Consider the following 12,720-nt stretch of genomic DNA (forward strand, 5'->3'; position numbering starts at 1 on the left):
ACAAATAAAAAGCCCCTAATGGATTTAAGGGGCTTTTTATTTGTCTAAATACGATTAAATTGATAAAAAGCTTAAGCCATCGTAGTCATTGACTTAACATTGCTATAAAGCGCTTTTTGCTCAGCACTTGGACGAGCCGTCTGCACTGCCATCAACTGTGACATATCGCCTTCAACACGAATTTTACCACCCATAAAGGCACCCATGATTTCATTGGTATCAAAATCAGTGATGATAGATTGCAAAATACTGCGATCAAGCAATAACGTGGTGGTCGCTGCATCGTTTAAGCCGCGATGCAATAAACCGTTTGCAAAGTTGGCTTCAATGTCTTGGTCAGCATCAGATACTTTTAGATTGACGATCATATTCGCCAATGCTGGTGGTAAATTAAGCTCACCAGCTTCTTGACCCATTTGCTCAACTTGCTCAAACCATTCATCTGTCAAAAAAACTGCCATATTATTATCCTTAATACCTATTGTTGTTGATCATTTTGTTGTTGATCATTTTGTTGTTGATCAGTGTTAGGTCAGCACCATTCCCGCTCGAACCTAACATCTGCTTAAATAATAAAAAAATTACCACTACATTACTACAAGTCGACTATTTTATATAACAAGCACTTTATTATGGATGGTGCTCAGTTGCATTACAAGATGCGACCTTACAATAAGTAAAACCATTTGTAGAGCAAATACTACACTTGTTACAAAACCTTATTCACAATTTATTTGTACCAACTTGTTAATGCTATCTTTTTTCACCTATAGAATAGTCGTGAAATTGGGTATAAAATAAGTGGATAACGCAGCAGTAATAGCTTGCTTGCTAAGATTTTACCAAAGAGTTTGTATTTTGGCGCATAGTTCTGATGATATTTGATTAGGTTTGCGTTACAATACCCTTAAACAGAGTCGGGAGTTTTAACTAAACATTACGTAAATATGTTTTTTTGTCAGCTATCGCTAGCATACATTGACGGTCGATACCTTCTTATCACCGGTTGAACATTAGTATCTATCTTGGTTTGTACAGCTTTTGGCCGTGACAATTAAGATAAATACTCAGCCTCAATAGATGTTTGATGCTCGAGAACGGCACATTTTCTTATTAAACCTGACAATATATTAACAATCCTACTATCAACCAGCGTCGCGGGCAGTGCGTTTTTTTACTGCTTTCTACTCATCAGCAAACACTGATATCTAGACCCTGCTTAGCTTGATAGTTAATACCGTCAGCCTGATAAGACGAGTGAAAACAGCATTTACCAAAGCCATTGTCTGGTTATGATCGTTGTCATGATCCAGACGACGCGGCGTGTTAGTTAATTCTGTTGATAATTCGGGCTGTAAAGGAATCATCCAATGAGTTTACAAAACACAGCACTCGCCCCTATTGACCGTGAGTACGAAATTACTGTCGTAAGATTCTTTACGGTTATGGCCGTGGTATGGGGCATCGTCGGCATGAGTATTGGTGTGTTCATTGCTTCACAGTTAGCATGGCCAGCACTCAATTTTGACATTCCATGGCTGACTTTTAGTCGTTTAAGACCACTGCACACCAATGCCGTTATTTTTGCGTTCGGTGGCTCAGCCTTGTTCGCAACGTCTTATTACATTGTTCAGCGTACTTGTAAGACAAGATTGTTTGCGCCATATTTGGCTTGGTTTACCTTTTGGGGTTGGCAGACGGTTATCGTAGCGGCTGTTATTACCCTACCATTAGGTTTGACCTCGACTAAAGAATACGCTGAGCTTGAATGGCCGATTGACATCCTTATCGCATTGGTATGGATATCTTATGCTATTGTCTTCTTCGGTACACTGATTAAGCGTAAAACTTCACATATCTATGTGGCTAACTGGTTCTTTGCTGCCTTTATTATTACGATTGCGCTACTGCATATTGTAAACAGTATGGCGATTCCTGTTAGTGCGTTTAAGTCTTACTCACTATTTGGCGGTGCAACTGATGCGATGGTGCAGTGGTGGTACGGGCATAATGCGGTAGGCTTCTATTTGACGGCTGCTTTCTTAGGCATGATGTATTACTTCGTGCCAGTACAGATTGGTCGCCCTATTTATTCTTACCGTTTGTCTATCGTGCACTTTTGGGCATTGATTGCTTCATATATGTGGGCTGGTGGTCACCATTTGCATTATTCAGCGCTTCCAGATTGGACGCAGTCATTAGCAATGGTATTCTCAATCATTCTATTTGCTCCATCTTGGGGTGGTATGATTAACGGTGTACTAACGCTATCAGGTAGTTGGGATAAGCTGCGTACCGATCCGATCATTCGCTTTATGATTGTCGCTTTGTCATTCTATGCCATGTCGACCTTTGAAGGGCCAATGATGTCGATTAAGACTGTGAATGCGTTATCGCATAATACGGACTGGACGATCGGTCACGTACATTCAGGTGCGCTTGGCTGGGTTGGTATGATTACCATTGGTTCGCTATACGTACTGTTACCACGTATTTATAATAAGCCAAAAATGTATTCTATCAGCTTAATCACGACGCATTTCTGGCTGGCAACAGCGGGTACCATCTTCTATATCGTATCTATGTGGATCTCAGGTATTGGTCAAGGCATGATGTGGCTTGCCACTAATCCTGATGGTACTTTGGTTTACAGCTTTGTTGATACCGTTGAATTCTCGCATTTCCCCTATATTGGTCGTGCGTTTGGTGGTCTTCTCTATGTATCTGGTATGTTTGTGATGGCTTATAACGTCTATAAAACAATTAAGATGCCAGAAGGTAAGCCAGTAGATATTGCTGATCCGACTGATCATGAACCTAGTGTCGATCAAATCTCGACAGCTAAAGTATAAGGAGCGATCATGGCTGGTACACCGCATGAAATTATTGAAAAAAATACAGGCTTGTTGGTCATTGGTATCGTTATTGCTATTAGCTTTGCAACACTCGTTGAGATTGTACCGCTGATATACGATTACAGAGGTGCTGAAGAAGGTGGCGTGAACGCACCCCTACCTGCTATGGAACCTTGGACTGCGCTTGAATTTGAAGGTCGTGACATCTACATTCGTGAAGGTTGTCACGTCTGCCATACCCAAATGGTGCGCCCGTTACGTGCTGAAGTTGAGCGTTACGGACCATACTCGCGTGCTGCTGAATCAACGTGGGATCACCCTTTTCTTTGGGGCTCAAAACGTACTGGTCCTGATTTAGCACGTGTTGGTGGACGCTATTCTGAAGATTGGCAAAAACAACATCTGATTGATCCACGTTCATTAGTTCCCGAGTCAGTTATGCCTGGTTTCCCATGGCTTGCGACCAATGAAGTGAATGGCTCTAACGTTCAAACCAAAATGCGTCTATTCCGTGATCGCTTCGGTGTGCCTTATACTGAAGAAGATATCGAAGGCGCTCCTGATGCTGTGCTTGGTGCTACTGAGCTTGATGCCTTGGTTGCCTACCTACAGCAGTTAGGTACCGCAATGGAAGGACAGCGCTAATGGGTATTGGTGAATTACAAACAATTGCGACCGTTTCTGCCTTTATTGCCTTCGTAGGCGTTGCATGGTGGGCGTATTCGCCAAAAAACAAAAAACGCTTCGAAGAAGATGCACAACTTGCGCTTGATGACGAGGATATAAAATCTCTGTCTGACGAGCAGCGCGATAAGGATAAACGATGACATTCTTTTGGAGTTCTTGGATAACTATACTAAGCATCATGTGCTGGGCGTTTATCCTCGGTATTTTACTAATGGTATTGAAATACAAACCAGAAGTAGAAGATGACGGTACCACAGGACATGAATACGATGGTATTCGAGAGTATGATAAAGCGCTGCCTAAATGGTGGCTAGTGATATTTTTTGGATCAATCATTTGGGGTGTTGCCTACTGGGTGTTCTTTCCAGGTATTTTTCCATCGAAATGGGCAGGCATCACAACGGTAGAAGTCGATGGCAAGACTTTGCCATGGACCTCTCACAATGAGCTAAACAGTGAGCTTGAAAGCAACAACAAAGTATTTACGGATAACTTTGAGAAAAATATCTTAGCAAAAGCAGATGCCAGCGGTGCCACCAAATCTTTGGCTAGCCTATCTGAGATGCAAGCCACCCTACGTCGTAGCGAGACTCCACCAGCAGACTTACAGGCCAAAATTGATGAGAAGACGGCAGAACTTGCTCCTTATGTAGAAAAGCTTGCTGAAAATCCGAATGCTTTAAAGGTCGGTAGCCGTTTATTCTTACAGAACTGCGCAGTGTGCCATGGTTCTAACGCTAAAGGCGCTACAGGTTATCCAAATCTAACAGATAATGACTGGTTATATGGTGGTGAAGCGTCAAATATTTTGACGACGCTACACAAAGGCCGCGTTGGCGGTATGCCAGCTTGGCGCGATCAAATCGGTGAAGATGGTGTGCGTGCAGCGTCAGAATACGTATTATCATTATCTAGTGATAACGGTAGCAAGAGTAACGACGAGCTAGATAAGACATTGGTTACCCAAGGCAGTGCAATCTTTCAGCAAAATTGTGCGTTGTGTCATGGTAAAGACGGCAAAGGTATGATTTCGGCAGGTGCGCCAAACTTAACCGATAATATTTGGTTATATGGCGGAGAACGCGAAACCGTACGTAATACTCTACGTTATGGCCGTGCGGGTGTTATGCCTGAGTGGGAAACTAAGCTAGGTAATGAGCGTATTATGTTACTTGCGGCTTATATTTACTCTTTATCAGATAAGCCAGCTAAAGCTACTAAAGTGTTACCTGTTAATACTACTGCGCCAAAAGCCGCAGCACCGGCTGCAGTTACCGCCAGCTAACACTACTTTAGTCAATTTTTAGATGGTAAATGGATAAGTTCGAAGAAAGGGAGGACTGCTATTACAGTTCTCCCTTTTTATTTGGTCATGATACTGAAATTTTTAATTTGAATGCTTTGATCTTTTGTCATGAGCTTTATTTACCCAGTAAAATCTGCCAAATAAATGGCACCTGCAATTCCATGTCAATGAGTCGATTTTACACTCCTTACATGACATTGATTATTCTTATATAATGATTGTTTTTTAGCATTATTACCCCATTTATAGTAGGGAGAATGCTAAAATAGCAAAACTTAAAAACCATTCATGAATTGTTATTTTTAGTATGAATGGTTTAATCCCAATTGATTATTTACAATCGCTCATTTGGTAGTTGGCTCAGCTGTTTTTTACAGTGTACAACCGATCCAGCTACTTACTGACATTGATAACACCGCACATCCACCTATCTTACTTTTATAATAGATGTTTGTTACCCATGCCAGCAGACTGATTCTTTTTTTAAAGAGGCACGTTTATGTCAGCACCACAATCTAATAAAATTCCTGTACAGCAAGTAGATCTTGATGGCACAAAGCATCGTGTCCATCCACGATTTGTCACTGGTTTTTATCAAAACATTCGTGTTATTACGATGTACGCACTTTTGGCGGCGTTTTTGCTGTTGCCGTGGTTGCGCTATAACGGACGACAAGCTATTTGGTTGGATGTGCCATCGCAGCATTATTATATTTTTGGCATGACATTTTTGACGCAGGATTTTTATTTTATTGCCGCCTTCGCTATCATTGCAGCCTTTGCCTTATTTATGGTGACGGTATATGCAGGGCGGGTTTGGTGTGGCTATGCTTGTCCCCAAACGATTTGGACACATCTCTTTCAGTATGTTGAAAAATGGGTGATTGGCGATCGTAACAAACGCATCAAGTTTGACAAAGAGCCGATGAGTGCCACCAAGGTGTTTAAACGCTTTTTGATATATTTTATCTGGTTTGTGTTTTCTATGATTACCGCCACGACCTTTGTAAGCTACGTATCGGGTACAGACGCTCTATACAATAGCTGGCAGATGATTGGTTTTATCCCTTTCCCTGAGTGGGCGACGTGGATTTGGGTTTCTGTGTTTATTTTTGCATTTTCAACCTATGTCAATGCAGGTTATATGCGCGAGCAGATGTGCATCCAAATCTGTCCTTATGGTCGTTTTCAAAGTGTGATGTTTGATAAAGATACCTTGGTAGTCTCGTATGACTATGAGCGCGGCGAACCTCGCGGTGCCCGTAAAAAAGGCAGCAACCCTGATAATTTAGGTGACTGTATTGAATGCCTAATGTGTGTGCAAGTTTGTCCAACGGGGATTGATATTCGTGATGGACTGCAAGTCGCTTGTATTCAGTGCGCTGCCTGTGTCGACGCTTGTAATGATATTATGGACAAAGTTGGCTATCCACGCGGACTTATCCGCTATACCACAGAGCGTCAACTGGCTGAAAAAGAGAAAAGCCGTGTCTTTCGCCCTCGTTTCTTCGCTTACTTGACACTTTTAACCATACTTTGTGGTGGTGTCTTATACGCTTTGAATGACCGTGTGCCATTAGAGATTGACATACGACGCGACCGCAATCAGTTGTCTTCATTGAATCAGCAAGGCATGATTGAAAACAGTTATATCGTTAAACTGACCAATAAAACCCAAGATGCCCATACTTATAAAATAACGCTAGCACCGCAAGAGGGTTTGAGCTTAGAGATTCGCTTTAACGATGTGCCGTTAGAGGCCGGTGAAAGCTTTGATATGCCAGTCAGTATCTATGGCGATCCTGATGTGATTGAGTTTGGTCAAACGCCAGTGACCTTGAATGTCAGTAGTGAAGATGGCAAATATCATGTCAGTAAACAGAATGTTTTTACCACTCAAGGGCAGTGAGTATAAATATTCGTTGTTAAATGATACCTATCAGTGCGTTAGCGCTTGATAGCTCACTGGTGATTGAGTTACCTTACATTGAGTTACCTTACATTGGCAGCTTTTGCTGTCAGCTTTATCCGTTGATACGGTTACTAGATATCTGATTAATAGGTATGTTATGTCCAGTCCAACCCCAAATTTTAAGCATCAAGACAGCCAACCATGGTACAAAAACTATATGGTGGTTATCTTTGTCATTGGTATGCCAGCTTTTGTCGTCATTGCTTGCATCTGGTTTGTTTATTACTCTTATCAGATTCGTGATAGCGTGGTACGCGACGACTGGTATATGGATGGTAAAACCCTTTATCATGACGTGTCGCGTGACAAGTTGACCTATGATTTAGACCTACATGGACGAATGCAATTTGCAGACAATGGCGATGTTGTGTTTTATTTAAACTATCCTAAGCAAAGTTTACAGACAGGCAAACTGATTAATGGCAGTCCACTTAGCTATCCTGAAACACTAGATTTGTCTATATCTCATGCAACTGACATCAAAAAAGACCGTGATGCGGTGTTAAAGCATCTAGAAGGCAATAAATATAGCGCCCAAGTGGATATCGATCCTCTTAAAGCAAAATATTATTTACAAGTAAGTCATAAAGGTAAAGACGATTGGCGCATGCAAGATGTTGCCAAGTTACCACGCTCAGAGGTTAGCTTTGATCCTCTACCGGTATTTGGCGAAAGCTAAACTGTTCAAAATATGATTAAAATAAAAAAAACCAGCCATGAATCTATCATGAGCTGGTTTTTTTATTTGAAGAGCGTAAACGGTATTAAATTATTAAGTCATCAAATCACTGGATTAATCGTTGGAATTTTTTTCGGCGCAAGGCTGCCCTTTTCTGCATCAGCAAAGTCTGGATTGAATATCTGCGTTTCTGGCGCGACCGGTAAACCAATCTCAGCCAGACTCTCAATTTGTCCCGCTTGGATATTGTCACCCTCGAATAAACGCTCGTTGTCATCACGCTCAAGACTTAATGTCTCAAAATCAAACAGCTCTCTATCTGCCAATTGCGAGGGCGCGACATTTTGCATCGCTTTAAAAATAGAGGCCAATCGCTGCGGATGGGCGTCATCCCATTCTCGTAGCATGTCATTGATAATGGCCCGTTGCAGATTGGTTTGGCTGCCACAGAGGTTACACGGAATAATTGGGAATTCTTTTAGGCGCGCATACTCAATGATGTCTTTTTCCTCTACATAAGCCAGCGGGCGGATGAGCATATTTTGCTTGTCATCACTGAGCAATTTGGGCGGCATCGATTTCAGCGCGCCGCCATGAAACAAGTTTAAAAAGAAAGTCGCCAACATATCGTCGCGATGGTGCCCAAGCGCAATCTTGGTCGCACCGATTTGTTTGGCAAAACCATACAGTGATCCACGGCGCAGACGTGAACACGCTGAACAATAGGTTTTCCCTTCTGGCACCACGCTTTTGACAATACTATAAGTATCTTTTTCCAAAATATAATGAGCAATACCCTGCTCGTTTAGATAGGCGGGTAACACCTCTTCTGGATAACCGGGCTGCTTTTGGTCAAGATTGACGGCAACGATATCAAAATGAATCGGAGCAATGCGTTTTAATAGCAGCAATATATCAAGCAACGTATAGCTGTCTTTACCGCCTGATACGCAAACCATCACCACATCGCCATCTTCAATCATATTAAAGTCACGAATCGCCCATGATACTTGACGACGAAGCTTTTTTTGTAGTTTGCCAAAATGAGCAGATTCGGTCAATGATTGCGTATCAGCTAATATTTTATCTGCTTGCTCATCCACAAAATCATCACTTCTATCATCGCTATCATCATATAACATCGCCGCGATGTCAGTCGTTTTAGCATGATGATACACATCAGTATCGATAGAAGCCTTATCAAACTGAGGCGTGATTGATGGTGTAAATAAGGTTGCTGAAGTCATAAGTTACTCAATATATTTACAAAAATGGCGTTACTTCAAAAGAGATAATCAATCAATTTATTCAAAAGGCTGCAATAAAAGCTATCTGCGTATGGCTAACAATGATGCTTCATAAGGCAACGCTTCAAACATGATTTAAAACAGCAGCGATTATAACAAAATTTGCTAACAGATTGAAAAGATGGCATTAAATTATCGTCTTAAATGCAACCACTTATCTATAGCCTCATTTGGCATTTATGACTGTCATGGTTTATTACTAATTTACTTAACTTCATCCTATTATTCGCATGATTTTTTAACGCTGTTTTCAAGGTTTAGTAATGACCGTATTTTTGCTAAAATAGGCTTTTTTCGTCAATCAATAATAGATGCCACTATGACAAATACTGCTCTACCAACCTCTTCTGCTGATCAAGAAAACGATATCCAATCAAACAAGCTGCATAAAAGCCAAAATGCGGTCGTACTGCTGTCAGGTGGGCTTGATTCAGTGACTTGTTTATATTGGGCAAAGGCGCGTTATGCCTCTGTGACAGCCGTCAGTTTTGACTATGGTCAACGTCATAATAGTGAGCTTGTCGCTGCCAAAGCGATCGCTGAAAACGCAGGCGTCAATCATCGCATTATTGATATCGATATCGCCCAATTGGGTGGCTCATCATTAACGGATCACAGTATGATTGTGCCCGATGGCGATACCGATAAATTCCCCAATAAAAAGCGTGATGAGATTGATAACGACGCCATTCCAAATACCTATGTCCCAGCGCGCAATACCATCTTCTTATCTTATGCTTTGGCAGTTGCGGAAGTGACTGATTCCAACCATATCGTCATTGGCGTCAGCTCAGTTGATTATTCGGGATATCCTGACTGCCGCCCTGAGTACATCGCCGCTTTCCAACATATGGCGAACCTTGCTACCAAAGCGGGGGTTACCGGTCATCATTTATCCATTCAAACACCGTTACAACAGTTATCAAAAGCCGAAACCATCGAGCTTGGTCTGTCTTTTGGCGTCGATTATGGGCAAACGATTTCTTGTTATCAAGCAGATGCCAATGGTCTTGCCTGCGGCATGTGTGACAGTTGCGCGCTCCGCCGTCAAGGGTTTGCGCAAGCAGGCGTTGCTGATCCTACTCATTACCAGCCATGATTGCAGAGAGTTTGTGTTAAGACAGCAATAGAGTGTCTTAAAATACAGGCAATTAAACATTGGCGAAACATTCGCTTGCATTAACACAGCACACTGGCGTTGCATTTTAAATACAATAATCGGTATCGTATGAGCGACTCTATCTAGAACAAAATATGAATGCTCATCAAAGTATCAATGCCTTATCAAAAGTAACATTTTTTCATTTGTAAAAATTTTAGTCATCGCTGCCCCATGTAAAAGGATATTTATGAAATTTTTGCCAGTATTACCCCTAGCCCTTGCTGCACTATTTGCCATGCCACAAGCAAATGCTGTTGATATCAAGCAAAATAACATCAACGCTTGCGTCAACGGCGCAGTCAAATATAAAGTCGCTGACAAAAGCACTGCGACCAAGCTTTGTAATTGCACCATCGGTGTCCGTAGCAGCATGACCATTGGTCAGATCTGGGAGATTGAAAGCTACGCGCAAAGCAAAAAAGACCCATCAAGCCTCTCGTATGTGAAAAAAATGCAAAAAGATTTGCAGCAATGTACCGTTGGTTTGGACTTAAAGCAGCCACAAAAACCGGCTTAATCTTTAAATTATTAGATGTCTAAAAGACTGGCTATTGCCAGTCTTTTTTGTTGCTCATCCATAAGTGATGTGTAAAATCGAGGATTTATTTCTACGAATCTGCCTATAATAAGATGACCAATAATAATATAACCCTCATTAAAATAAAGAAGGATTTTACAATGGCAAAGCCAACCACAGAAACCATTGCTCTACCTGATTTTCCAGTCACCATCGTACGCGAGCTAGATGGTCATTTCATTCATGATGATATTAGCTTAAAGGAGCTGGTCGCCAATACCAGCAAAGGACTTATCCTTTATTTTTACCCAAAAGACGATACCCCTGGCTGTACCACACAAGCAACAGAGTTCACCGCGCATCTTAATGAATTTGATGATCTAGGCTATGACATCATTGGCGTCTCACGCGATAGCGTCGAATCACACGAAAGCTTTATTACCAAATACAATCTGCATATCCCACTTGTCAGTGATAGCGATGAAAAACTCTGCCAATATTTTGATGTGATTAAAGAAAAAAACATGTATGGCAACATCACCCTAGGTCTTGTACGTTCAGCATTTGTATTTAATAAAAGTGGTACACTCACTCATGCACAGCGCAACCTTAAAGCAAAGGATTATATTGAGCGTTTATTAACCACGCTTGCGCCTTAGTTTTTTAATAGACCTTTCGATAAACTTTAAAACACTCTTTATTTGAGAATAATATGAATAAACAGCCTGATACCGCATTTGATAATAGCACTCATAAAAAAGTAACACGCAAAGTATCCGTTGCGGTCATTGGTGCTGGCACTGCAGGTCAAAACGCCTTTCGCCAAGCTAAAAAGATAAAAGACGATGCCCTTATTATTAATGATGGATTTTGGACAACGACTTGCATTGCGGTCGGTTGTATGCCGAGTAAATTACTTATTGCAGCAGCTGACCGTGCTTATGATACCAATCACTCTAGCGAGTTTGGGATTCATGCTACCGCTCAGATAGATGGTAAGCAAGTCATGGAACGCGTTCGTGCTGAACGCAGTCATTTTGCCAGCTACATCGAAGAGCAAGTCGATAGCTGGTCTGAGGATAGCAAAATAGCCGGACGTGCTTATATCAACAAACAAGGACTTATTGAAGTCAATGACGAGCTGATTGCAGCAGATAAGATTATCGTCGCCACTGGCAGCTCGCCTTTTATCCCAGATGGCTGGGCTGACAAGCTTGGCGATACCCTGCTCACCTCAGATACGGTCTTTGAGTTAGCCGACTTACCAAAATCAATGGCAGTGGTTGGCGCAGGTGCCATAGGTTTAGAGCTTGCTCAAGCTTTTACCCGCTTAGGCGTTGACGTTACTTTGTTTAATCAGGTCAAACGGGTTGCTGGTCTGAAGGACGATGATATTAATAACAAAGCTATTGATTGCTTAAGTCATGAGCTGACCATGCATTTGGGTAGCAACATTACGGATGTCGGTAGTAAAGCAGTCGGCAGCCAAAGAAATGCCGCCGCATTTATTGACTATGAAGACAGTGCTGGCAAGATGCAACAATGGCAAGGTGAATACGTACTGGTCGCGACCGGACGGCGCAATAATATACATGAGCTGGGCGTTGAAAACCTAGGCGTTAAACTTGATGAAAAAAATCGTCCCCAACAGCTGGATAAAAAAACCGGTAAAATCGGTGATTTAGACGTTTATATCGTTGGCGATGCCAATGCCAATCTTCCATTGCTTCACGTGGCAAGCGATGAAGGTTTTAGCGCTGGCAGTATGGTCTGCGATAACAAAAAAGACGCGTATATTCGTCCACCTGCGACGCCGTTTTCTATCGTCTTTTGCTCGCCGCAAATCATCAATGTCGGTATGTCTTTACCGGATATTGAACAAGATCCAACGCTTGAGCATGTGATTGGCAAAGTAAGCTTTGACAATCAAGGTCGCAGCCGCGTCATGGGGGTTAACTGTGGTTTACTGCATATTTATGGCTGCAAAAAAACAGACAGAATATTGGGTGCAAGCATGGTTGGTCCGGATGCAGAGTATATTGGGCACATATTAGCGATGGCGATTACCAACGACTTGACTGTTAAAGATATGCTCGACACCCCTTTTTATCACCCTACTATCTTGGAGGGTTTGCGTACTGCATTGCATGATGTTCAGGATCTGATGGAAATACCTTATCAGTCGCTTGATACCCAAAAAAATAACTCTTAAATGCCTATTAAAACGCTGTTTTT

12 protein-coding genes are annotated in these 12,720 nt (G+C 41.9%); 10 read left to right on the forward strand and 2 right to left on the reverse strand.

Annotated elements, in window-relative coordinates:
• Window positions 1–71 precede the first annotated feature (71 nt).
• Window positions 72–461 carry an SCP-2 sterol transfer family protein gene (locus JMW90_RS09785; RefSeq protein WP_201563672.1) on the reverse strand — a complete coding sequence of 130 codons (390 nt, stop codon included), beginning with the start codon at window positions 459–461 and terminating at the stop codon, window positions 72–74.
• 909 nt (window positions 462–1,370) lie between these two features.
• Between JMW90_RS09785 and ccoN the strand changes: the two genes are divergently transcribed.
• The 6 genes from ccoN to JMW90_RS09815 all read left to right on the forward strand — a co-directional run bounded on the left by ccoN (window position 1,371) and on the right by JMW90_RS09815 (window position 7,499).
• Window positions 1,371–2,852 (forward strand): cytochrome-c oxidase, cbb3-type subunit I, encoded by a 1,482-nt coding sequence (ccoN, locus tag JMW90_RS09790; RefSeq protein WP_201563674.1) that lies wholly within the window; start codon window positions 1,371–1,373, stop codon window positions 2,850–2,852.
• Between the two features lie 9 nt (window positions 2,853–2,861).
• The gene (gene ccoO, locus JMW90_RS09795; RefSeq protein ID WP_201563676.1) at window positions 2,862–3,500 is read left to right on the forward strand and encodes a cytochrome-c oxidase, cbb3-type subunit II; all 639 of its coding nucleotides are present in this window, start codon (window positions 2,862–2,864) and stop codon (window positions 3,498–3,500) included.
• Window positions 3,500–3,682 (forward strand): cbb3-type cytochrome oxidase subunit 3, encoded by a 183-nt coding sequence (locus tag JMW90_RS09800; RefSeq protein WP_201563678.1) that lies wholly within the window; start codon window positions 3,500–3,502, stop codon window positions 3,680–3,682. Before ccoO ends, JMW90_RS09800 begins: the two co-directional genes overlap by 1 nt.
• Window positions 3,679–4,827 carry a cytochrome-c oxidase, cbb3-type subunit III gene (gene ccoP, locus JMW90_RS09805; protein WP_201563680.1) on the forward strand — a complete coding sequence of 383 codons (1,149 nt, stop codon included), beginning with the start codon at window positions 3,679–3,681 and terminating at the stop codon, window positions 4,825–4,827. Before JMW90_RS09800 ends, ccoP begins: the two co-directional genes overlap by 4 nt.
• 520 nt (window positions 4,828–5,347) lie before the next feature.
• Window positions 5,348–6,757, forward strand: a complete 1,410-nt coding sequence (gene ccoG / locus JMW90_RS09810) for a cytochrome c oxidase accessory protein CcoG (protein ID WP_201563682.1) — start codon at window positions 5,348–5,350, stop codon at window positions 6,755–6,757.
• A 160-nt stretch (window positions 6,758–6,917) separates the two neighbouring features.
• A complete protein-coding gene (locus JMW90_RS09815) occupies window positions 6,918–7,499 on the forward strand; it encodes a FixH family protein (RefSeq protein WP_201563684.1) in 582 nt (193 codons plus the stop codon).
• Between the two features lie 101 nt (window positions 7,500–7,600).
• Here the strand turns inward: JMW90_RS09815 and ttcA are convergent, their stop codons facing one another.
• A complete protein-coding gene (gene ttcA, locus JMW90_RS09820; RefSeq protein ID WP_201563686.1) occupies window positions 7,601–8,746 on the reverse strand; it encodes a tRNA 2-thiocytidine(32) synthetase TtcA in 1,146 nt (381 codons plus the stop codon).
• A 379-nt stretch (window positions 8,747–9,125) separates the two neighbouring features.
• On the opposite strand from ttcA, the gene queC reads away from it, so the two are divergent.
• From queC to JMW90_RS09840, 4 genes are all read left to right on the forward strand, one after another.
• Window positions 9,126–9,905, forward strand: coding sequence for a 7-cyano-7-deazaguanine synthase QueC (queC, locus tag JMW90_RS09825; protein WP_227691931.1), 780 nt, complete (start codon window positions 9,126–9,128; stop codon window positions 9,903–9,905).
• A 250-nt stretch (window positions 9,906–10,155) separates the two neighbouring features.
• Window positions 10,156–10,485 (forward strand): hypothetical protein, encoded by a 330-nt coding sequence (locus JMW90_RS09830; RefSeq protein WP_201563688.1) that lies wholly within the window; start codon window positions 10,156–10,158, stop codon window positions 10,483–10,485.
• Between the two features lie 161 nt (window positions 10,486–10,646).
• Window positions 10,647–11,144 (forward strand): peroxiredoxin, encoded by a 498-nt coding sequence (locus JMW90_RS09835; protein ID WP_201563690.1) that lies wholly within the window; start codon window positions 10,647–10,649, stop codon window positions 11,142–11,144.
• Window positions 11,145–11,197: 53 nt separating this feature from the next.
• Window positions 11,198–12,697, forward strand: coding sequence for a dihydrolipoyl dehydrogenase (locus JMW90_RS09840; RefSeq protein ID WP_201563692.1), 1,500 nt, complete (start codon window positions 11,198–11,200; stop codon window positions 12,695–12,697).
• The last annotated feature ends 23 nt before the right edge of the window (window positions 12,698–12,720 follow it).

The organism is Psychrobacter glacincola (genome assembly GCF_904846215.1).
Classification (GTDB): Bacteria; Pseudomonadota; Gammaproteobacteria; order Pseudomonadales; family Moraxellaceae; genus Psychrobacter; species Psychrobacter glacincola.